The sequence below is a fragment of the uncultured Tateyamaria sp. genome (assembly GCF_947487805.1).
Classification (GTDB): domain Bacteria; phylum Pseudomonadota; class Alphaproteobacteria; order Rhodobacterales; family Rhodobacteraceae; genus Tateyamaria.
Genome location: NZ_CANKXW010000003.1, coordinates 225110 through 245340, shown reverse-complemented (window position 1 = coordinate 245340; position 20231 = coordinate 225110). Strand labels below are relative to the sequence as shown.

Below are 20231 nucleotides of genomic sequence, written 5' to 3'. Positions count from 1 at the left end.
CCTGACCTCGGTGCCGGTTGCGGCACCATCTACTCTCGGGCGCTGAGGTCCGGGCGCCATGCTGTCAGATTTTGCGCGCATACAGCAGTTTGCCCTGAATTGGAAGCGCGCAGACCTGCGGCGCATCCGCACCTTAACCCCAGGGTTTCTGGGGCGGTGCGGCAAAGGTGATGGGCGCATCGGGAAACAGGTCGCCTGTCGCGGCATCCGGCGTCGCGCGGCCCCAATTGCGCATCCATTTCGTTGGCGTGGCGAGGGTGCCGCCCGGCTGCCATTCGAAATAGCCCAAGGCCCCGCGGGCAGGGATTGGGGTGCAGGGTTCGGGGTCCCGCAGGGTCAGGCCCGCCGCGCCGCCGAACCATTCGCTGTCCGACGCGGTGATGACGCCGGTAACCTCAACCGTGCCGATGATGGCACCGCGGGCCAGGTCCATGGGGTGGGGGCAGGTCACCCCATGTTTGCCCAGCCGCCAATAGAGGTATCCGAACTCTTCTTCCTTGAGCCCTGCGGCGGCATGGATGCAGATGCGCCCCGGCCCCATGCGCCCCGCACGGATGGAGCCGAGCGTGCGGTTTTCAATCGGCTTGTGCCCGGCGATGATGGCCCAGGCAGAGGGTTGGCGGACGGACAGGGCAAGGCGGGGCAGGTCGTGCATGCCCCATATCTAGAGCGCGCGGCGGGCCAGCCAAAGCGAGCCGAGCCCGGAGACCAGTATCACGACCAGCCCGATCAGGGTCAGCGCATCGGGCCAGTCGCCAAAGGCGAGATAGCCTATGGCAGTGGCAGCGATCAATTGACCGTAGATCAACGGTGCTACGACCCCGGCGGCCGTGGTCCGGCTGACCCAGACCAGCCCGAAATTGCCTGCGGCGGATCCCGCGGCGCTGGCGGCGATCAGGAGCATGGCGGGACCTGTGAGGGGAGGGATGTCCGTGCTGGCGCCCAAAGGCGTCAACAGGACCGCGCCGATGATCAGTTGTGAAAACAGCAGGGCGCGGGGACGGTACGCGCCGGCCAGCCACCGAGTGGTTACCAGAAAACAGCCGTAGAACACCCCGGCCAGCAGGGCAAAGCCGATGCCCGGCGACATGTCAAAGCCCGGTTTCACCACCAGCACCACCCCAGTAAATCCCAACGCCAAGAGCGCCGCCCTGGCAGTGGTGACCCGTTCCCCGAGCAAGAGTGCTGACAGGACAAAGGACACGATCGGTCCGATAAAGAAGGCGCCGAACACGTCCGGCATCGGCGCGGTGGACAACGCGGTCAAGATGCAACTGATGCCCGCAGCAATCAAAGCGCCGCGCAGGATCACGCGCGGGTCGCGCAACATGGCAAGCGCCGTGCGGTTCAGGCCGCAAAAAGGGGCCAGTGCAATCGCGGCGCAAAGGAACCGGGTCCACGCGACAAGGAACGGGTTGAACCCCGCCGCGGTCAGCGCCTTGCCCGCAGCGTCGCCCAGGACGATGCAGGTGGTGGCGGCAAAGACCTGCAACGCGGTGATCAGCACGACTGACCCCTCAAACGCAAATCGCACCCCGGAGGGTGCGATTGTCGTTGGTCGGTTCCGGCGCGGATCAGCGGCGCAGGCCCAGACGTTTGATCAGATCCTGATAGCGCGCCTCGTCCTTGGCCTTGGTGTAGTCCAGAAGCTTGCGGCGCAGGGCAACCATTTTCAGCAGACCACGGCGGCCGTGGTTGTCTTTCTTGTGGGTCTTGAAATGCTCGGTCAGAGTCGCGATGCGCGAGGACAGGATGGCCACCTGTACTTCGGGCGAGCCTGTGTCGCCTTCTTTGGTGGCGAACTCTTTCATGACGCGTGCTTTTTCTTCAGCAGTGATCGACATCGGGATCTCCTTTGCAGGTTAGAGTTGGACGCCGCCGGCCGGGATGTCGTCCAGCGCGGGGCCTAGATACCCCCGCATGTGCTGCGGGGATGCGCGCGTATAGGAGAGATTCGCGGTGATGGCAAAGCAAAACTGGCGCGCTGTGCCCAGAGGGTCAGAGTGGTGCCATGCCCGAGGATTGCGCAAGGCTGAGCGGCATGATCGCGATATCCTCGATCGTGATATCCGCGCCGTTCAGCACATTGGCCACTGCGACGCCGTCCATCATCACCTGCATCGTGTCCGGGTTGTCCGGATCAGGTTGCAAAGAGACGTCCGGGACATCGCTGTCGTCTTCGTAGACCAGGAGGATATTGTCGTCCTCGGCGTCGAAATCCATGATCTGTGCGGTGTTGCCATTGGTGATCCAGCTGCCCAGCACAATGTCATCTTCGCCGTCACCAGCGGTGACCGTATCGTTTTCGCCAGCGATGATCGTGTCGTCGCCGCCACCACCGTTCAGGTAATCGCCGGTGTCGGTGTCATCGACACCGGCCGTGTCAGGATTGTCCTCGACCCCGCTGACCAGATCGTCGCCCCAGCCGCCAAACAGCGTATCCTCGCCTTGCCCGCCGGAAAGCGTGTCGTTGTCGAGGCCACCGTGCACTGCGTCATCGCCGTCGCCACCGTCGAGGACGTCCTCTCCGGCGGAGCCTTGCATCGTATCCGCCCCGGCGCCGCCGGACAGGGTGTCATTGTCATTGTGACCCGTGATGCTGTCATCGCCGTCACCGCCGCGCATCAGGTCTTCGCCGTCTTCGCCATGCAGCGTATCATCGCCTGCCGCACCGTCGATGGTGTCGTCGCCCTCTTCGCCATGCAGGGTATCATCGCCTGCGCCGCCGGTCAGGCTGTCGCTGCCGTCCGTGCCGAGGTTGAAGCCCGTGTCAGCGGGCTCTTGCGCTGCGGGTTCTGCTGCGTTGTCGCCATCATCTGATACGTTTTGCTGATTGGTCGGGTCAGATGCATCGGCAATGGGCGCCCGTTCGGGCGTCTCCTCATCTTCGTCAGATGATCCGCCCATATCGATCACGCCGACTGCGCCGACCGCCATGAGACCCATCAAACCTGCAAGCCACAACATCTACTCGTTCCCATCAAACAGGCGCAATTGCCCAAGCGCAAGTTACGGCGACTCGGGCATCCGACGCAAAGCGATTCTCCGCAAATGGTTAATGCCCGGTGAACGAAATAGATAAAATCCAAACTTTCTAGGCGCCGGGGGTCCACGGTTCGGGCTGCTGTGTATAGGGCAGGTAGAGTGGGTGTTTGGGGTGGCCCGCCTTGGACAGACCCAAGTGGAACAGGGGTTTGCCCGTGTCGCGCAGCAGGGTGCTGACCGCGTGGCCACGGTTCAGGTGGGCACCGTGCGTGCCCCAAGCGGCGATGACCTGATCGGCCCACGCGGCCCGGTCGTGGATGGCCGCGTCATTGCCCGGCCCGATGGGATCGGGTGCGGCGCGCATCGCCTTGGGATCGGTGTCGCGCCAAGCAAAGATGTTGGTGACGGCAAAGCTGCCAAAGCCCAGCGTGCGCGCGCGACGTTCGCAGCGTTCGACGGTCGGGTCGTTCTGCACTTCGGTCGCGGTCGAGGGGTTGAGCATCACGAAATTTACCCGCGGCCCGTCCGGGTCCCAGATCCGCGTCAGGCTGTAGCGATAGCGTTCGCAGTCGGAGTAGATGGCGGTCGACGGCGCGTCGCCCTTGGTGTGGGTGCGGGTGATCATGAGGCCTTGTGTGCCATTGTGTGTTTGGGCGCGCAACAGGGCGCAAAAAAGGGCCGCCGCACAAGCGGCGACCCCGGTTGTCGCGTGAGTGGTGGATGGAATTATTCGGCGGGGACAGCGGAGGCGTTGCTGCGGCGCAGGTCAAGGATGGCGCCCTTGGCCTCCATAATGCCCGCGGCGATCAGCGCATAGACAATGTGACCCCAGAGCGCGACCCAGGTGATGCCGGTGAACCCGAGGAAGGGTTTGTTGCCGGTCACGAGGTGGGCCATGACGTAGAGGGCAAAGACCCAGAGCGCGACGCCGTAAGCCACCGCTGTCAGCGACCAGTGCAGGCGGGGCGCAATCGCCAATTGCAGCGGCCGCGCCACGGCGAACCAGCCCACGGCGAAGAACACGAGGCCCGTCAAAGCGTGCAGCAGGTAGGCCGCACCAGAGGGGTTTGCGCCGAAGATGGCCTTGATCGACGCACCGGCGAGGCCCACGGGTGCCAGCTTGGCATACCCAAAGAGCGGGCTGAGTGCCTGTCCAAAAACGTCAAAGGCGATGGTGGCGAATGCACCTGCGGTGAGCACGGTGCCGACGGTGCGGAGGGTGATGGGTGTCATGTCTGTCTCTTTCATCAAAAGGCGTGTGTCTGTGTTGATGAAAGAGATATGTACCACCTGGTCCCAAAGTGTCAGCCCGCCTCACGCAGGGCTGATCACGGATCGCGAGACTGTAACATTTCAGCGAAAAACCGTCCGTGACGCCGCGTGACGGCGGCGGGTATTGTTACAACGTCCCCGAGATATCAGAGGTTGAATACCCGTGCGGGGTGCAACTCGCCCGCTTTGTAGCGACCCACAGCCACCGGCACACCGTCGAGCGAAGCCCAGCATTCGTCGCCATATTCCACGTCCGAGGCCAGCACCATGCCGGGGTTTCCGTTGCGCATGCGCACGGCGCCCTCGGGTGTGGCCTTGACCTCCGGCAGATCTGCCAGCCCCTCGGCGATGGGGCGCAGGTGTGTGTCAAGTTCCGGGGTTTGAGCCATGGCCTCGATCCGGTCAAAGGTCAGGCCGTCGCTGACCTCGAAGGGGCCGGACCAGATGCGGCGCAGCTCGCGCACGTGGCCGTGGCACCCGAGGGCCGCCCCCAGATCGCGCGCGATGGACCGGACATAGCCGCCTTTGCCGCAGATCATCTCCAGCTCCACATGGTCGGCGTCGGGCCGGTCGGTCATCACCAGTTCCTCGACCCAGAGGGGGCGGGCGGCGATGTCGACGTCTTCGCCGTCGCGGGCGAGTTTATAGGCGCGCTGGCCGTCGATCTTGACGGCGGAGAACTTTGGCGGGACCTGCATGATGTCCCCGACAAAGGGGGCAAGCGCGTCCTTGATCTGATCATCTGTGGGGCGCATATCGGAGGTGGCGATCACTTCGCCCTCGGCATCGTCAGTGTTGGTGGCCTGCCCCAGCCGCACAACAAATCGGTACGCCTTGAGCGCGTCGGTGATGTAGGGCACCGTCTTGGTCGCCTCACCCAGTGCAACGGCCAGAACTCCGGTGGCGTCCGGGTCCAGCGTGCCGGCATGGCCGGCCTTTTTCGCCTGAAGCGCCCAGCGGACCTTGTTCACCACGGCGGTCGAGGTCAGCCCGGCGGGTTTGTCCACCACCAGCCATCCGGAAATATCGCGCCCTTTGCGTGTGCGGCCCATGTCGCCCCCGTTTTGCATAAGGGCTGCCGCCTAGCGCAGCGCGCGCGGGCTTGTCAATCTGTGCGATTGATCACGGTGCCGACAATCGGCCCCATGGCAAAGCCGATGTCGCTGCGGTTCAGGGCGGGCGCGTAGAGCCGCGAGATGTTGCCGTCCAGAAACAGCGCGCTGGGCAGCTTCAGGTGATCGCGAAAGAGCCGCCCGAACTGGTGGAAGGTCACGGCGGTATTCGAGATGGCAAACACCGCGCGGGTGCCATCGGCGCTGGTGCCGACGCCGTTGCGCACATAGCGCGAGGTGCTGTCGGGCAGGAACCGGGGGTGCAGGTCACCGTCGATCACCAGCATCGGGCCCGATTGGGTGGCGTAGGTGCAGGCGGGCGCCTCGCGTTGGAAGCGCAGCGTTTCGACCACGTCCGCGCGGCCCGGCCGGATGCAGAACACCCCATTGGGCAGCAGGCCGAAATTGCCGGGGCCTGCATTCGGGATGACGCGCATCAGTTCCGTGCCGTCCTCGACATAGTGTCCGACGGGTGCACGGTTGTCGTGATACATGCCCGCATTCATGGCAAAGCCCAGCGTCTTGCCTTCGGCCCTGAGGCTGCGGTCCACCGCGCCGAACTGGCCCAGCACGTCGCCCGCTTCATCGTAAAGGAACAGGCGCAGGTCCTCGGTCGTCAGATCGACCTCGCAGATGGTATAGCCAGTGCCGTCATGGCGCACGTTTTCGCAGGTGGCGGCCCAGGCGGGGGCGGTCCATGCGATCAACGCCAGAAGGGTGGCGCGTATCACGCTTCGGTGTCGCGGCGCACCGCGTCCTGGCCCAACATGCGGCGGGTGTCGTCCATGCGGTCAAAGGTTTCGTCCAGCTGGAATCGCAGGTCAGGTGCGAATTTCAGCGCCAGCTTTTTGGACACGGCGCGTCGCAGCTCGCTTTTGTTGCGGGCGAGCAGCTTCAGCACCTCGTCCTGGCCCTGCCCGCCGAGAGGCAGGACATAGGCTGTCGCGATCTTGAGATCGGGGGAAGTGCGCACCTCTCCCACGGTGATGGACATGCGGTTGAGGTCGGGGTCATGCACGTCGCCGCGCGCCAGCACCTCGGATAGGGTGCGGCGGATAAGTTCGCCCACGCGCAGTTGTCGTTGCGAGGGGCCGGGGCCGTCGTGGAATTTGTTCTTTGCCATGCCACCCATCTAAGTCAGGCGCCCCCCTTTGCCAAGCGGGCCTGCGCGCGTTAGGACAGCGGGAAACCGCCAAAAGGGGTGAAGGATATGACAGAACTGCCGGGTATCGTGATTGCGGGTGCATCGGGGCGGATGGGCCAGATGCTGATCCGGTCGGTGATGGAAAGTGACAAGATGCGGTTGGTTGGCGCGCTGGAACGTCCGGGGCATGACTGGGTCGGGCAGGATGTGGGCGTGGCCATGGGCGGCGCTGCGCTGGGCGCGCTGGTCTATGATGATGCGTTGAAGCCAATGGCGCAGGCACAGGCGGTGATTGATTTCACGGCACCCGAGGCCACGATTGCCCTGTCGAAGATCGCAGCACAGGCGCGCGCGGCGCATATCATCGGCACCACCGGCATGACGGATGAGCAGATCGCACAGCTGGAACCCGCCGCGCGGCACTGTGCCATCGTGCGGGCTGGCAACATGAGTCTGGGCGTGAACTTGCTGGTGCAATTGACCAAACAGGTGGCCGCGGCGCTGGATGAGGATTTCGACATCGAAGTGATCGAGGCGCATCATCACCACAAGGTTGATGCTCCGTCTGGGACGGCGCTGATGCTGGGTGAGGCAGCGGCTGCGGGGCGTGGCGTGGATCTGGCGCAAGTGCGCGATGCGGCGCGCGACGGGATCACCGGGGCGCGGACCCGCGGCGACATCGGATTTGCCGTGGTGCGCGGTGGCGACATCGTGGGCGAGCACGAGGTGCTGTTTGCCGGGGCGGGCGAGCGGATTGTTTTGCGGCACATGGCGACAGACCGGGCGCTTTTTGCCAAGGGTGCCTTGCGCGCGGCACTTTGGGCGCAGGACAAGGCACCCGGTGAATATGACATGTTGGATGTGTTGGGGTTGAAGCGGTGATCCGCTCAATTTGAGGGACAGGACGCAAAAAAGTCGAAAAATTTCCCACGGGGTGAACCAAACACCGGGCAGGCACGTAAGCATTGGCAAGTAGTCCGCCAACCTGTGAGGTGTTTGAGATGCGTGTTTTGACCGGAGCCTTTGCGGCGATCTGTTTTGCGATGCCAGCGATGGCGGACCTGACCAAGGTTCAAGATCAGGACAGGTTTGTCGAATTGGTGCAGGGCAAGACGTTGACGCGGCCCCTGGTCAAGCTGACCGTAACGCCGGATGGCCGGATCGAGGGCCGTGGCGCGCGCTGGGATGTCGAGGGCACGTGGTCGTGGAAAGACGGCTATTTCTGTCGGGATCTGTTCTGGGGTGGTGATGCGCTGGGCTATAATTGCCAGCAGGTGCAGGCGACCGCAGATGGGCGCATCAAGTTCACATCGGATCGTGGTGCCGGTGACAGCGCGATGTTCCGTTTGCGCTAGGTTTGTTGGCTGACGCGCGTTTGCGTGCCTGCGCACGCCAACGACGCCCCACCCACCATCCCATTGGGCGGTGCTGTCAGAAGTCGACGGCGATGCCTTTTTTCTCCCAGTCTCCGTAACGCACGGGTTCAGGGCCGTCGCGCCCGCCCAATTCCGTGGGCAGATCGAGGTCCTTTTCGGCCTTGCGGCGTTCTTCGGCCTCGGCCAGGGCGCGCTGTGCGGCGGGGGGCAGGTCGTCTGGTGTCTTGCTGGACATGGTTGCTTTCTCTCTGGTCTGACCCTTGATATACGCGCGGCTTCTGCCCCGGCAAGTCGGGTGCGACGAGATGCAAGGGAACGTCATTCATGTCTGACATCGGTCTGCCCGCGCGGCGCAGTGCGATCTATCTGCTGGATCAGATCATGGGCGAGGGCAAGCTGATGGCCGAGGTCATCGGAGCGGGTGCCCTTGATCGGCTGGAGCCCGGGGACCGTGCGCGGGCACAGCGGTTGGCCACGGAGACAATGCGCGGGATGGAGCGGGCGGACCGCATCCTGCAGAAACACCTGAGCAAGTACCCACCCCTGACCGTACGCAATGCGTTGCGCATCGGCACCTACGAGCTGTGTCAGGGCGAGGCGGCGCATGGTGTCGTGAATGCCATGGTCGGCATCATTTCCAAACACAAGCGGTATGGGCACCTGAAGGGTCTTGTGAACGCGGTGCTGCGCAAGGTGGCGGACAAGGGGCCGGAGCAGTGGCCCGCGCTGCGCACGCCGCGCCTGCCCAAGTGGCTGCGCGGCCCCTTGGTCGAGGCGTGGGGGCCCGAGGCCGTTCTGGCGATGGAGGCGGTGCAGTTTGCGGGCGCGCCGCTGGATTTGACGCCCAAGGGCGATGCCGCTGCTGTGGCTGACGCGCTGGGCGGGACGGTTTTGCCCACGGGGTCGGTGCGGTTGACCGATCCGGGGCAGGTGTCGGGGCTGCCGGGATTTACCGCCGGTGACTGGTGGGTGCAGGATGCGGCGGCCGCGATCCCTGCGCGCGTTCTGGACGCGCAACCGGGCGAAACTGTTCTGGATCTCTGCGCCGCACCGGGCGGCAAGACCATGCAGCTGGCTGCCTCGGGCGCCACGGTGCGGGCGGTGGACATCTCGCCCGGTCGGATGGAGCGTGTATCGCAAAACCTTGTGCGTACGGGGCTGGCGGCAGAGGTCGAGGTGGCGGATGCCTTTGACGTGACGGGCAGTTATGACGCGATCCTGCTGGATGCGCCCTGTTCCGCGACGGGCACGATTCGGCGGCACCCGGATCTGCCCTTTGCCAAGGATGGGTCGGAGTTTGGCGCGCTGATGGATGTGCAGGCGCGGATGCTGGATCACGCGCTGGGCCTGTTGAAGCCGGGTGGGCGGCTGGTGTTTTGCACCTGCTCGCTGCTGCCGGATGAGGGCGAGGTACAGATTGATGAGGCGCTGGAGCGGCATCCGGGTTTGACCGTTGACCGGAGCGCGCTGGACCGTGCGGGCATCGCGCCTGCGTGGATCACCCAAGAGGGCGGTTTGCGCCTGCGACCCGACATGTGGGCCGATATCGGCGGCATGGACGGATTTTACATCGCCTGCCTGCGCAAAAGCTGACGGGACCACGTGACTTGAGCGCGTGGTGCGGCTATGGTGTCGCAAACGCGCCCAAGACGCACCGAGGCAGTGAGCATGTCCACCCGATATGGGTTTTCCGAACGAAAAGCCCGGTTCCTGAACCGTTGGCACGCCGCGCGCGCCACGCGGGCCAAGGCCGCGACCGCGTTTGTCTCCGCACCGGAGCCGCGCACCATCGGCAGCTTTGCCAAGGGGCGGCAGTTGGTGGCGGGCAATTACCTGTTTGCGGGCGCGCTGATCGAGGCGCCGGAGACCGTGATCTGGGATGTGGACATGCCCGACCGGGCGTTCGAGGACGCGGTGCACGGCTTTGCGTGGATGGACGATCTGGCCGCGGTCGGGGACCTGTCGACGCGGACGGTTGGGCAGACATGGCTCTGGGGCTGGATCGACCGCTATGGCCGGGGGCGCGGTCCGGGGTGGACGCCGGATTTGACCGGGCGGCGTTTGATCCGCTGGATCAACCATGCGTTGTTCGTGCTGCGCGGTCAGGAGGCCGACCAGGCCGAGCGGTTTTACCGCTCGCTCGCGCAGCAGACCGAGTTCCTGTCGAAACGCTGGCATGCGGCCCCGCCGGGCCTGTCGCGGTTCGAGGCGCTGACCGGGCTGATATATGCGGGCCTGTCGCTCGAGGGCAAGGAGGCTCTGGCCCCACCCGCCGTAACGGCGCTGGCGCGCGAATGCGCGGACCAGATCGACGAGCAGGGCGGCCTGCCGACCCGCAACCCCGAAGAATTGCTGGAGGTGTTCACCCTGTTGACATGGGCCGCCGCGGCATTGACCGAGACGGGCCACGACGTGCCGCAGCCGCACCTGTCGGCGATTGAACGCATCGCGCCGACCTTGCGCACCCTGCGCCATTCCGATGGCAGCCTTGCGCGGTTCCATGGCGGCGGGCGCGGGCAGGAAGGGTGGCTGGACCATGCGCTGGCTGCCTCTGGTATCCGCACCCGGCAGCCTGATGGCCTGTCGATGGGCTATGCCCGGCTGAGCGCGGGCCGCACCAGCGTCATCATCGATGCCGCGACCCCGCCCGAGGCGATCGCCAGCCACAATGCCCATGCCTCGACCCTCGCGTTCGAGCTGACCTCCGGGCGGCGTCCGTTGATCGTGAATTGCGGATCGGGGATCAGTTTTGGCGCGGATTGGCGGCGCGCAGGCCGCGCCACACCGTCGCATTCGGTGCTGTCGCTCGATGGCTATTCCAGTGCCCGGCTGGGCGATGCCGACCGCATCACCGCGCGCGAGGCGTTGATCGACGCGCCGGATCATGTGCCGATTGAGGTCAGCCATGCCCCCGATGGCCTGCGGTTTCAGGGTGGGCACAACGGATATGTCGGCACCCACGGTCTGACCCACGCGCGCCAGCTCGAGCTGACCTTTGACGGACGGGGCATGGCGGGCGAGGACATGCTGCTGGCCTTGGAAGACAGCGAAAAACGCTTGTTCGACAAGGTGATGGATGCCAAACGCTTGGCCGGTGTGCCCTTTGACATTCGGTTCCACCTGCACCCGGAGGTGGACGCGGCCATCGACATGGGCGGGGCGGCGGTGTCCATGGCTCTCAAGAGCGGAGAGATCTGGGTGTTCCGCCATGACGGCACCCAGACCCTGACGCTTGAACCCAGCGTCTACCTTGAAAAAGGGCGGCTGAAACCGCGCGCGGCGGAACAGATCGTGCTGACAGGCCGTGCAATGGATTACGCCACGCGGGTGCGCTGGTCCTTGTCCAAGGCGCAGGAAACTGCCATGGGCATCCGCGACCTGAACCGGGACGAGCCCGGCGAGATCTACGAGTAAAGGACTGCTGCCAACATGACCGACCTGACCCCCGTGCGCCGCGCGTTGATTTCCGTATCCGACAAGACCGGGCTGGTGGAATTTGCCACCGCATTGGCCGGTCACGGCGTGGAACTGCTGAGCACCGGAGGCACGGCGCGCGCCCTGCGCGAGGCCGGCCTGACGGTCAAGGACGTGAGCGATGTCACCGGGTTCCCCGAGATGATGGACGGTCGGGTCAAGACACTGCACCCGGTCGTGCATGGCGGCCTGTTGGCGCTGCGCGACAACGACGCCCATGTGGCCGCGATGGAGGAACACGGGATCGGGGCAATCGATCTCGTTGTGGTGAACCTCTACCCGTTCGAGGAAACCGTGGCCAAGGGTGCAGAATACGCCGAGGTGATCGAGAATATCGACATCGGTGGCCCGGCGATGATCCGGTCGGCGGCCAAGAACCATGGTTTCGTGAACATCGTCGTCGATGTGGCCGACTATGACGTTGTGCTGGCCGAGATGGCAGGGAACGACGGCCAGACCACCTATGCCCTGCGGCAGCGGCTTGCCCAGACGGCCTATGCCCGCACGGCGGCCTATGACACCGCCGTCAGCACGTGGATGGCCGCACAGGTCGGTGACACACCGCGCCGCCGCACCTTTGGCGGGGAACTGGCGCAGACGCTGCGCTATGGCGAGAACCCGCATCAGGCGGCGGCATTCTATACCGACGGATCGGCCCGCCCCGGCGTCGCCACCGCGACCCAGCATCAGGGCAAAGAGTTGTCCTACAACAACATCAACGACACCGATGCGGCGTTCGAGCTGGTGAGCGAGTTTGCGGGCAAAGGCCCCGCCTGCGCCATCATCAAGCATGCCAACCCCTGCGGCGTGGCAACGGGGGCCACGTTGAAAGAGGCCTATACCCGCGCCTTTGACTGCGACCGCACGTCGGCCTTTGGCGGGATCATCGCGCTGAATACCGAGCTGGACGGCGACACCGCGCGCGAGATCACCGGCATTTTTACCGAGGTCGTCATCGCCCCGGCGGCTAGTGCCGAGGCCCGCGAGGTGTTTGCCGCCAAAAAGAACCTGCGCCTGCTGACCACTGACGGTCTGGCGGACGCGTCCGCGGCGGCGCTGGCGGTCAAACAGGTGTCCGGCGGGTTCCTCGTGCAGGACAAGGATGTGGGTCGGATTACGGCCGATGACCTCAAGGTCGTGACCAAACGCCAGCCCTCTGAGCAAGAACTCGCCGACCTGCTCTTTGCCTGGACGGTTGCCAAACACGTCAAGTCCAACGCCATCATCTACGTAAAAGACGGCGCGACAGTGGGCGTCGGCGCGGGCCAGATGAGCCGTGTGGACAGCACCCGCATCGCGGCGCGCAAAGCGCAGGATATGGCCGAAGCCATGGGCCTGCCTGCCCCGCTGACCCAAGGGTCGGTCGTGGCCTCGGATGCGTTCTTTCCCTTTGCCGACGGCCTGATCACGGCGGCGGAGGCCGGTGCCACGGCGCTGATTCAGCCGGGCGGGTCGATGCGCGACGACGAGGTGATCGCCGCCGCAGATGAGGCTGGGCTTGCCATGGTCTTTACCGGCATGCGTCATTTCCGGCATTAAGGCGCGCATGAAACTTCTCTGGATCTCTGCGGCCATAGCCTTTGCGCTTGATCAGCTGTCAAAGTACCTCGTCATCCACGTGATGGGCGTGTCGCAGTTCAATCCGGTGGATGTGCTGCCGCCGCTCTTGAATTTCCGCTATGGCGAAAACCGGGGGATCAACTTTGGCCTGTTGGGCGACGGTACAAGCGTCTGGGTGCTGATCGCCATCGCCTGCGCGATATGCGCGGGCGTGCTGTGGTGGATGTGGAAACACCCGCAGCCCGCCCTTGCGCGGATCTGTGCGGGGCTCTTGATTGGCGGGGCGCTGGCCAATGTGCTGGACCGTGTGCTTTATGGCTATGTTCTGGATTTCCTGAACATGTCCTGCTGCGGGATCACGAACCCGTTCGTGTTCAACGTGGCGGATATCTTTATCTTTGCCGGGGCCATCGGCCTCGTGTTTTTCGCCAAGGAAGACGGATCCGGCAGCAAACGCGCCCGCAAAAAGGGCGCGTGACAACAGGGGTCAAGCTGCGATAATGCGGCAAGACCGAAGGGAGTGGGGTACGATGCGACTGATCGTCTGTGCCATGATTGCTGTGACGTTTCTTGCCGCGTGCGAGAACAAGGGACTGCGCCAGGTCACCTCGCGCGGGAACGGCCCGGATGAATTCATCGTGGTGCCCTCCAAGCCGCTGCAACAGCCCGAAAGCTTTACCGCCCTGCCGACACCGACGCCCGGCGGGTCCAACCTGACCGACCAGCGCCCGCTTGAGGACAGTATCGCCGCCCTGGGTGGGCGCGCGACGTCGCCCAATGCGCCGGTGCCGGGATCCGATGGCGCGCTGGTCAACCACGCCAGCCGGTTTGGCCGCGAGGCAAACATCCGCGCCACCCTGGCCGAAGCCGACGCCGCGTTCCGCAAGCGTCAGGCCAGGTTCACCCGGATCCGGTTGGTGCGGCAGGATTTCTACAACGAGGCCTACCGCCGGGAATCGCTGAATCCGGGCCGCACGGCAGAACAGTTCCGGCGTGCCGGCATCCCCACGCCAAACGCGCCACCTCCCGGCCGACGCCGCCGCTGACGGCGGGCGGTCGGCCTCACAAACCCGCCAGCGCCGCTTGAACGCGGGCGGGTCTGCCGTATCTGTTAGGCAACCGACCTTAGTCAGGATTTACAATGAACCGATTGCGTACCGCCCTGTCCGGGCTCGCCCTGTCTGTCGCCCTGCCGGTGGCGGCCTTGGCGGCGGATGTCACCACCTTTGAGCTGGACAACGGCATGCAGGTCGTTGTCGTCGAAGACAATCGCGCCCCGGTCGTGCAGCACATGGTCTGGTACAAGGCCGGTTCGGCGGATGAACCCGTGGGTTCGTCCGGCGTCGCACATTTTCTGGAACACCTGCTGTTCAAGGCGACCGATACGCTGAAGGATGGCGAGTTTTCCGCAGTCGTCGCGGCCAATGGCGGGCGCGACAATGCGTTCACCAGCTATGACTACACCGCCTATTTCCAGCGGGTCGCGGCGGACCGGCTGGAGTTGATGATGCGCATGGAGGCCGACCGGATGCGCAACATCAACTTTACCGACCAGAACGTGGCAACCGAACGTGACGTGATTCTGGAGGAGCGCAATCAACGCACCGACAGCAACCCCCGCGCGCTGTTTTCGGAACAGATGAACGCGGCGCAATATCTCAATCACCGTTACGGCGTACCGATCATCGGCTGGCGTCACGAGATGGAGACATTGGACAAGGCCGATGCGCTGGGGTTCTACGATACTTATTACTACCCCAACAATGCGATCCTCGTGGTGTCCGGCGATGTCGACCCCGAAGAGGTCCGCTCGCTGGCCGAGACCTATTACGGGGTGATCCCTGCCAACCCTGACCTGCCCGAACGCGTGCGCAGCGCCGAGCCGCCACAGACCGCCGAGCGCCGCCTGATTTACCGCGATGCGCGGGTGGCGCAGGAATATGTCAGCCGGTCCTACCTCGCGCCCGAGCGTGACCCCGGCGATCAACGTGCGGCGGCGGCGCTGACCCTGCTGGCCGAGGTGCTGGGCGGTGGGCAGACCAGCTACATGACGGAAAAGTTGCAGTTCGAGGAGCAGAAGGCCGTGTTCTCGGGCGCGTTCTATCGGGGCGTGTCGCTGGATGAAACGACCTTTGACGTGGTGGTCGTGCCTGTGCCCGGCCTGTCCCTGCAAGAGGTCGAGGACGCGATGGACGAGACGCTTGCGCGGTTCCTCGAGGACGGCGTGGACGAGGACCTGCTGGAGCGGATCAAGTACCAGCTGCGCGCCAATGAAATCTATGAACGCGACAACGTGGACGGGATCGCCCGGCGCTATGGCGCGGCGATGTCCGTGGGCCTGACGGTCGAGGATATCCAGGCCTGGCCCGATGTCCTGCAATCGATCACCAGTGACGAGATCATGGAGGCCGCGCGCATGGTGCTGAACCGGAATGCGTCAGTGACCGGCTGGCTGACCCGACCAGAGACCGAGGAGGTGACACAATGAACCGGATCGTGACACGTGTTCTGGGGGTCGTGATGGTGGCACTGGCGGCGGCCTTGCCGGCGCGGGCCGAGGTCGAGATCACCGAGGTGGTTAGCCCCGGTGGCATCACCGCCTGGCTGGTACAAGAGCCGTCGATTCCGTTCATGGCGCTGGAGCTGCGTTTCCGGGGTGGGGCGTCGCTGGATGCGCCGGGCAAGCGTGGCGCCATCAACCTGATGACCGGCCTGCTCGAGGAAGGGGCTGGGGATCTGGACGCACGCGGCTTTGCCCGCGAACTGGAACGGCTGGCTGCGTCCTTTGATTATGACATTGGTGACGATGCGCTGTCCGTCTCTGCGCGGTTCCTGTCGGAAAACCGCGACGCGGCGGTCGACCTGCTGCGCCAGTCGATCATTGAGCCGACATTCGAACAGACAGCGCTTGACCGGGTGCGGGGGCAGGTCCTGACCGGGTTGCGGTCGGATGCCAAGGATCCCGACGAGATCGCGCGCGCCACCTTCGACAGGATGGCCTATGGTGATCATCCCTACGGCTCGAATTACCGCGGCACGATCGAGAGTGTGAGTGCGCTGACCCGTGACGATATGCTGGCCGCGCACAAGGCGGTGTTTGCCAAGGACAGGCTCTACGTGGGTGCCGTGGGTGATATCACCCCTGAAGAGTTGGGGCCGCTTCTGGACACGCTGTTGGGGGCGCTGCCTGATAACGGCGCGCCACTGCCCGGCCCGGCGGAGATCCTGATCGAAGGCGGCACGACGGTCGTGCCCTTTGACACGCCGCAATCGGTGGCCATCTTTGGCCAGCGCGGGATCGAACAGGACGACCCGGATTTCTTTGCCGCGCGGGTGCTGAACCAGGTGCTGGGGGCGGGCGGGTTCGAAAGCCGCCTGATGACCGAAGTGCGCGAAAAGCGGGGTCTGACCTATGGTGTCTATTCCTTCCTCGTGCCGCAGGACCACGCGGCGACGTTCCAAGGGCAAGTGGCCTCAGCCAATGAGCGCGTGGCCGAAGCGGTATCGGTGATCCGCGACGAGTGGGCGCGTGCAGCGGCCGAAGGTGTGACGCAGGAAGAGCTCGATGCTGCCAAGACCTATGTGACCGGGGCCTACCCGCTGCGCTTCGATGGCAACGGTCCGATTGCGCGGATCATGGTGGGAATGCAGATGCTGGGCCTGCCCATCGACTACATCGCCACCCGCAACGAAAAGGTCGAGGCAGTGACGCTGGAGGATGTGAGACGCGTGGCGGGTGAGTTGCTGGATCCCGAGGGTCTGCATTTTGTCGTGGTGGGCCAACCGGTCGGATTGGAGAGCACCGTCGCCAATTGAGTGCTGACGCACACGCGATGTTTGACCCCCGCGCTGTGCGCGGGGGTTTTTTTCTTGGGGCGCTGCCCCAAACCCCGAGGTATTTGTGGCGAAAGGAAGGGCTATTCGCCGTAGGGGATCCAGACGGTTTTGATTTCTGTGGCGGCTTGGAGGAAGGGTTTGCCTTCGCCCTCGGGGCCGAACCAGTCGCGCGCCATGCCTGCGTTGACCCATGTGCGTTTAAGGTTGCCCGCGGCGGCGTGTTCGATGGTGGCCGAGAGGTCGCTGCCCGAGAAGGACCAGACGGCGTCGATATTGAGGTGCTTGCCCATATGCGGCGCGAGGTCGGCGTGATCGCCTGTCAGGATGTTGACGACGCCGCCGGGCACGTCGGACGTGTCGAGCACCTGGTAGAAGTCGGTGGCCGCCAGCGGGAAGGGTTGCGAGGCGGCGAGGATGACCCGGTTGCCCATGGCGATGGCAGGCGCCATGCAGGAGATGAGGCCCAGCAGCGGTGCCTCGTCGGGGCAGAGTGCCGCGATGATGCCGGTGGGTTCGTTCATCGTAAGCGCCACGCCGCGCAGGGGCACGCCCTTGGCTGCGCCATCGTATTTGTCGGCCCACGCGGCATAGGTAAAGAGGCGCTGGATTGATGCGTCGACCTCTTTGTCGCCGTTGCGTCCGCCCTGGAGCGCGTTGAGGCGCGCGGCGAATTCATCGGCGCGGGCGGAGAGGTTTTCGGCGATGTAGTAGAGGATTTGCGCGCGCAGGTGGCCGGAGGTCCTGGCCCACCCCTTGGCTGCGGCGGCGGCTTCTACGGCGTTGCGCAGGTCCTTGCGGTTGGCGAGGCTGGTCTGGCCCAGAAGCGCACCGTTCTTGCCGTAGACATTGCGGGAATAGCCGCCGTCGGGGCGTGCCTGTTTGCCGCCGATATAGAGTTTCGCGGTGCGGTCCAGTGCACCTGCGGGAGCGGCATCGCCGGTGAAGGCAGCGATGGGTTTGACCGGTTTGGCTTTGCCTGCGGGCTTGGTGTAGGCCATGAGCCCTTCCCAGCCGCCTTCACGTCCGAACCCGCTTTCGCGCACGCCGCCAAAGCCCGCGGCGGCGTCAAAGAGGTTGGTGGCGTTCACCCAGACCACGCCTGCGGCCAGTTTTGGCGCGATATCCAGGGCCAGGTTCACATTCTCGGTCCACAGCGTCGCGGCCAGCCCGTAGCGGGTGTTGTTGGCAAGTTCGACCGCTTCGGATGGCGTGCGGAAGGTGGTGGAGACGAGGACCGGGCCAAAGATCTCTTCCTGCATTAGCGTGTCGGCGGTGTTGAGGCCGGTGATGAGCGTAGGCGCATAGTAGCAGCCTGTCTCGGGCAGGGGTGTCTGGGCCTGATAGGTGTCGCCGGCGGTGTTGCCCTCGACCATCCGTGTGATGGTGTCGAGCTGGACCGGATCGACCACCGCGCCCACGTCGATGCTTTTGTCCAGCGGGTCGCCGATGCGCAGTTTGTCCATGCGCGTGCGCAGTTTGGCATAGAAAGCGTCGGCCACGGGTTCGTGCACCAAGAGGCGCGACCCGGCACAGCACACCTGGCCCTGGTTGAACCAGATGGCGTCGACCAGCCCTTCGACGGCTGAATCCAGATCAGCGTCGTCAAAGACGATATAGGGGGATTTGCCGCCCAGTTCGAGCGTCAGCGCCTTGCCCGTGCCTGCGGTGGCCTCGCGGATGCGGCGGCCCACGGCGGTGGAGCCTGTAAAGGCGATTTTGTCCACGTCCGCATCGACCAGAGCAGCACCCGTGTCGCCATCGCCCGTGACGATGTTCACGACACCGGGGGGCACGCCCGCCTCGGTGCAGATTTCGGCAAAGACCATCGCCGAGAGTGACGTGTATTCGGCGGGCTTCAGAACAACGGTGTTGCCCATGGCCAGTGCGGGCGCGATCTTCCACGCCAGCATCAGCAGGGGGAAGTTCCACGGGATGATCTGGCCGCAGACGCCCAGCGGCACGCGGTCGGGCAGGGTGTCGTCCATCAACTGGGCAAAGCCCGCGTGGTGGTAGAAATGCCGGATCGCCAGGGGCACATCGATGTCGCGGCTTTCGCGGATCGGTTTGCCGTTGTCGAGCGTTTCCATGACGGCCAGCAGACGGCTGTGTTTCTGCATCAAGCGGGCAATGGCATAGAGGACGCGGGCGCGGGTGTGGCCCGATTTGGCCCAGGCGGGTTGGGCCTTGCGCGCGGCGGCGACGGCGGTAGCGACCTCGTCCGCCGTACCTTTGGTGACGCCTGCCAGCTTGTCGCCGGTGGCCGGATTGCGGGACGCAAAATCGTCGCGCAGCGGGCCCCACTGGCCGTTGATGTAGTGGCCCGCGATACCGCCGCGGTCGGCGATCCATTTCAGCGCCTCGCCCGCAGCTTCGGGGGCGGTGCCGTAGTCCATGGACTCGAATATGTCTTTGACGGTCATGTCCGTGATCCCTTTCCGTCAGCCGATTGCGTGGCGGTAGCCGGCGGAATAGGCGCCGGTCAGGTGGTGTTCCAACTGGCGTTCGATATCGCCCAAGAGCGACGACGCGCCAAAGCGGAAGAGGTCGGGCATCAGCCAGCGGTCGCCCAGTTCCTCCTTGATCAGGCTCAGGTAGACCAGCGCGTCCTTGGCCTTGGAAATCCCGCCTGCGGGTTTGTAGCCCACACGGTGCCCGGTTTGGTCATAAAAGTCGCGGATCGCGCGGATCATCACAAGGCTGACGGGCAGGGTGGCGTTGACGCTTTCCTTGCCGGTCGAAGTCTTGATGAAATCCGCGCCCGCCATCATGCACACCAGCGACGCCCGCGCCACGTTGCGCAGCGTGCCCAGCTCGCCCGTGGCGAGGATCGCCTTGACGTGGGCATCCCCGCAGGCCGCGCGCATCTGTGCCATCTCGTCATAAATCGCCTGCCAATTTCCCTCCAGTACGTGGCGGCGCGAGATCACGATGTCGATCTCGGACGCACCCGCGGCAACGCTGTCGCGGATTTCCTGCAAGCGCAGGGGAAAGGGCGACAGACCGGCCGGAAAGCCGGTGGACACAGCCGCCACAGGAATGCCCGAGCCGCGCAGCGCCGTCACGGCGGCAGGGATCATCTCGTGATAGACGCAGACCGCCCCGGTGGTCAGGCCGGGCATGCCCAGCGCTTCCAGCATCTCTGGGCGCACAGGCTGGCGGGCCTTGGCACAGAGGCGCTGCACGCGCCGTTCGGTGTCGTCGCCCGACAGGGTGGTCAGGTCGATCAGGCTCACGGCTTTCAAGAGCCATGCGGCCTGATGGTCCTTCTTGATCGACCGGCGACCGGGCAGGGTGGCACAGCGGCGTTCAATGGCCGAGGTGTTGGCCTGCACCCGCCTGATCCAGTCCATGTCGAGCGGCTGGCCGGGGTTGCGCGGTTCCGTCACCTGCGGCAACTGCGCGGTGTGGGCGGTCTGGCTGTCTGTGGTCGTCTGGTGCATCGGGGGATCCTTTCGGACATGTGCAGACACC

21 protein-coding genes are annotated in these 20231 nt (G+C 64.9%); 9 read left to right on the top strand and 12 right to left on the bottom strand.

Annotated features, from left to right (window positions below):
- Positions 1 to 133: 133 nt before the first annotated feature.
- From Q0949_RS10575 to rbfA, 9 genes are all read right to left on the bottom strand, one after another.
- Positions 134 to 655 carry a hypothetical protein gene (locus Q0949_RS10575; RefSeq protein ID WP_299371443.1) on the bottom strand — a complete coding sequence of 174 codons (522 nt, stop codon included), beginning with the start codon at positions 653 to 655 and terminating at the stop codon, positions 134 to 136.
- A 9-nt stretch (positions 656 to 664) separates the two neighbouring features.
- Positions 665 to 1507 carry a DMT family transporter gene (locus Q0949_RS10570; protein ID WP_299371440.1) on the bottom strand — a complete coding sequence of 281 codons (843 nt, stop codon included), beginning with the start codon at positions 1505 to 1507 and terminating at the stop codon, positions 665 to 667.
- 67 nt (positions 1508 to 1574) lie between these two features.
- Complete coding sequence (rpsO, locus tag Q0949_RS10565; protein WP_108839422.1) at positions 1575 to 1844, bottom strand: 30S ribosomal protein S15; 270 nt, start codon at positions 1842 to 1844, stop codon at positions 1575 to 1577.
- A 154-nt stretch (positions 1845 to 1998) separates the two neighbouring features.
- A complete protein-coding gene (locus Q0949_RS10560; RefSeq protein WP_299371437.1) occupies positions 1999 to 2967 on the bottom strand; it encodes a calcium-binding protein in 969 nt (322 codons plus the stop codon).
- 127 nt (positions 2968 to 3094) lie between these two features.
- Positions 3095 to 3610, bottom strand: coding sequence for a DUF1643 domain-containing protein (locus tag Q0949_RS10555; RefSeq protein ID WP_299371434.1), 516 nt, complete (start codon positions 3608 to 3610; stop codon positions 3095 to 3097).
- A gap of 101 nt (positions 3611 to 3711) precedes the next feature.
- Positions 3712 to 4218, bottom strand: coding sequence for a hypothetical protein (locus tag Q0949_RS10550; protein WP_299371431.1), 507 nt, complete (start codon positions 4216 to 4218; stop codon positions 3712 to 3714).
- A gap of 185 nt (positions 4219 to 4403) precedes the next feature.
- On the bottom strand, positions 4404 to 5309 hold the full coding sequence (truB, locus tag Q0949_RS10545) for a tRNA pseudouridine(55) synthase TruB (protein WP_299371428.1): 906 nt from the start codon (positions 5307 to 5309) through the stop codon (positions 4404 to 4406).
- Positions 5310 to 5362: 53 nt separating this feature from the next.
- The gene (locus tag Q0949_RS10540; RefSeq protein WP_299371425.1) at positions 5363 to 6100 is read right to left on the bottom strand and encodes a phosphodiester glycosidase family protein; all 738 of its coding nucleotides are present in this window, start codon (positions 6098 to 6100) and stop codon (positions 5363 to 5365) included.
- Positions 6097 to 6492, bottom strand: a complete 396-nt coding sequence (rbfA, locus tag Q0949_RS10535; RefSeq protein WP_299139078.1) for a 30S ribosome-binding factor RbfA — start codon at positions 6490 to 6492, stop codon at positions 6097 to 6099. Before rbfA ends, Q0949_RS10540 begins: the two co-directional genes overlap by 4 nt.
- A gap of 87 nt (positions 6493 to 6579) precedes the next feature.
- Between rbfA and dapB the strand changes: the two genes are divergently transcribed.
- A complete protein-coding gene (gene dapB, locus Q0949_RS10530; RefSeq protein WP_299371422.1) occupies positions 6580 to 7395 on the top strand; it encodes a 4-hydroxy-tetrahydrodipicolinate reductase in 816 nt (271 codons plus the stop codon).
- A 119-nt stretch (positions 7396 to 7514) separates the two neighbouring features.
- Complete coding sequence (locus tag Q0949_RS10525) at positions 7515 to 7868, top strand: dihydrodipicolinate reductase (RefSeq protein ID WP_299371419.1); 354 nt, start codon at positions 7515 to 7517, stop codon at positions 7866 to 7868.
- Positions 7869 to 7944: 76 nt separating this feature from the next.
- Here Q0949_RS10525 and Q0949_RS10520 read toward each other — a convergent pair whose 3' ends face one another.
- Complete coding sequence (locus Q0949_RS10520) at positions 7945 to 8124, bottom strand: DUF1674 domain-containing protein (protein ID WP_299371417.1); 180 nt, start codon at positions 8122 to 8124, stop codon at positions 7945 to 7947.
- A gap of 89 nt (positions 8125 to 8213) precedes the next feature.
- Here Q0949_RS10520 and Q0949_RS10515 point away from each other — a divergent pair, with 89 nt between their 5' ends.
- The 7 genes from Q0949_RS10515 (at position 8214) to Q0949_RS10485 (ending at position 16739) form a co-directional block, all read left to right on the top strand.
- Positions 8214 to 9482, top strand: a complete 1269-nt coding sequence (locus Q0949_RS10515) for a transcription antitermination factor NusB (RefSeq protein ID WP_299371414.1) — start codon at positions 8214 to 8216, stop codon at positions 9480 to 9482.
- 75 nt (positions 9483 to 9557) lie between these two features.
- Positions 9558 to 11303, top strand: a complete 1746-nt coding sequence (locus tag Q0949_RS10510) for a heparinase II/III family protein (RefSeq protein ID WP_299371409.1) — start codon at positions 9558 to 9560, stop codon at positions 11301 to 11303.
- Between the two features lie 15 nt (positions 11304 to 11318).
- The gene (gene purH / locus Q0949_RS10505; RefSeq protein WP_299371406.1) at positions 11319 to 12902 is read left to right on the top strand and encodes a bifunctional phosphoribosylaminoimidazolecarboxamide formyltransferase/IMP cyclohydrolase; all 1584 of its coding nucleotides are present in this window, start codon (positions 11319 to 11321) and stop codon (positions 12900 to 12902) included.
- 7 nt (positions 12903 to 12909) lie between these two features.
- The gene (lspA, locus tag Q0949_RS10500; RefSeq protein WP_299371403.1) at positions 12910 to 13401 is read left to right on the top strand and encodes a signal peptidase II; all 492 of its coding nucleotides are present in this window, start codon (positions 12910 to 12912) and stop codon (positions 13399 to 13401) included.
- Between the two features lie 52 nt (positions 13402 to 13453).
- Positions 13454 to 13969, top strand: a complete 516-nt coding sequence (locus tag Q0949_RS10495; RefSeq protein WP_299371400.1) for a DUF3035 domain-containing protein — start codon at positions 13454 to 13456, stop codon at positions 13967 to 13969.
- A gap of 95 nt (positions 13970 to 14064) precedes the next feature.
- Positions 14065 to 15411, top strand: a complete 1347-nt coding sequence (locus Q0949_RS10490) for a pitrilysin family protein (RefSeq protein ID WP_299371397.1) — start codon at positions 14065 to 14067, stop codon at positions 15409 to 15411.
- Complete coding sequence (locus tag Q0949_RS10485) at positions 15408 to 16739, top strand: pitrilysin family protein (protein ID WP_299371394.1); 1332 nt, start codon at positions 15408 to 15410, stop codon at positions 16737 to 16739. The genes Q0949_RS10490 and Q0949_RS10485 overlap by 4 nt, the downstream gene beginning before the upstream one ends.
- Before the next feature lie 101 nt (positions 16740 to 16840).
- Here Q0949_RS10485 and Q0949_RS10480 read toward each other — a convergent pair whose 3' ends face one another.
- Together Q0949_RS10480 and deoC are read right to left on the bottom strand one after the other, a co-directional pair.
- The gene (locus tag Q0949_RS10480) at positions 16841 to 19180 is read right to left on the bottom strand and encodes an aldehyde dehydrogenase family protein (RefSeq protein ID WP_299371391.1); all 2340 of its coding nucleotides are present in this window, start codon (positions 19178 to 19180) and stop codon (positions 16841 to 16843) included.
- Between the two features lie 18 nt (positions 19181 to 19198).
- Complete coding sequence (gene deoC / locus Q0949_RS10475) at positions 19199 to 20200, bottom strand: deoxyribose-phosphate aldolase (RefSeq protein WP_299371388.1); 1002 nt, start codon at positions 20198 to 20200, stop codon at positions 19199 to 19201.
- Between the last annotated feature and the right edge of the window lie 31 nt (positions 20201 to 20231).

Coding starts and splice junctions, on each gene's coding strand:
- rbfA (WP_299139078.1), bottom strand. CDS start 6,492: ATGGCAAAGAACAAATTCCACGACGGCCCCGGCCCCTCGCAACGACAA.
- deoC (WP_299371388.1), bottom strand. CDS start 20,200: ATGCACCAGACGACCACAGACAGCCAGACCGCCCACACCGCGCAGTTG.
- dapB (WP_299371422.1), top strand. CDS start 6,580: ATGACAGAACTGCCGGGTATCGTGATTGCGGGTGCATCGGGGCGGATG.
- Q0949_RS10560 (WP_299371437.1), bottom strand. CDS start 2,967: ATGTTGTGGCTTGCAGGTTTGATGGGTCTCATGGCGGTCGGCGCAGTC.
- truB (WP_299371428.1), bottom strand. CDS start 5,309: ATGGGCCGCACACGCAAAGGGCGCGATATTTCCGGATGGCTGGTGGTG.
- Q0949_RS10490 (WP_299371397.1), top strand. CDS start 14,065: ATGAACCGATTGCGTACCGCCCTGTCCGGGCTCGCCCTGTCTGTCGCC.
- Q0949_RS10525 (WP_299371419.1), top strand. CDS start 7,515: ATGCGTGTTTTGACCGGAGCCTTTGCGGCGATCTGTTTTGCGATGCCA.
- Q0949_RS10480 (WP_299371391.1), bottom strand. CDS start 19,180: ATGACCGTCAAAGACATATTCGAGTCCATGGACTACGGCACCGCCCCC.
- Q0949_RS10515 (WP_299371414.1), top strand. CDS start 8,214: ATGTCTGACATCGGTCTGCCCGCGCGGCGCAGTGCGATCTATCTGCTG.
- Q0949_RS10495 (WP_299371400.1), top strand. CDS start 13,454: ATGCGACTGATCGTCTGTGCCATGATTGCTGTGACGTTTCTTGCCGCG.
- Q0949_RS10550 (WP_299371431.1), bottom strand. CDS start 4,218: ATGACACCCATCACCCTCCGCACCGTCGGCACCGTGCTCACCGCAGGT.
- Q0949_RS10510 (WP_299371409.1), top strand. CDS start 9,558: ATGTCCACCCGATATGGGTTTTCCGAACGAAAAGCCCGGTTCCTGAAC.
- Q0949_RS10555 (WP_299371434.1), bottom strand. CDS start 3,610: ATGATCACCCGCACCCACACCAAGGGCGACGCGCCGTCGACCGCCATC.
- Q0949_RS10485 (WP_299371394.1), top strand. CDS start 15,408: ATGAACCGGATCGTGACACGTGTTCTGGGGGTCGTGATGGTGGCACTG.
- rpsO (WP_108839422.1), bottom strand. CDS start 1,844: ATGTCGATCACTGCTGAAGAAAAAGCACGCGTCATGAAAGAGTTCGCC.
- Q0949_RS10575 (WP_299371443.1), bottom strand. CDS start 655: ATGCACGACCTGCCCCGCCTTGCCCTGTCCGTCCGCCAACCCTCTGCC.
- purH (WP_299371406.1), top strand. CDS start 11,319: ATGACCGACCTGACCCCCGTGCGCCGCGCGTTGATTTCCGTATCCGAC.
- lspA (WP_299371403.1), top strand. CDS start 12,910: ATGAAACTTCTCTGGATCTCTGCGGCCATAGCCTTTGCGCTTGATCAG.
- Q0949_RS10520 (WP_299371417.1), bottom strand. CDS start 8,124: ATGTCCAGCAAGACACCAGACGACCTGCCCCCCGCCGCACAGCGCGCC.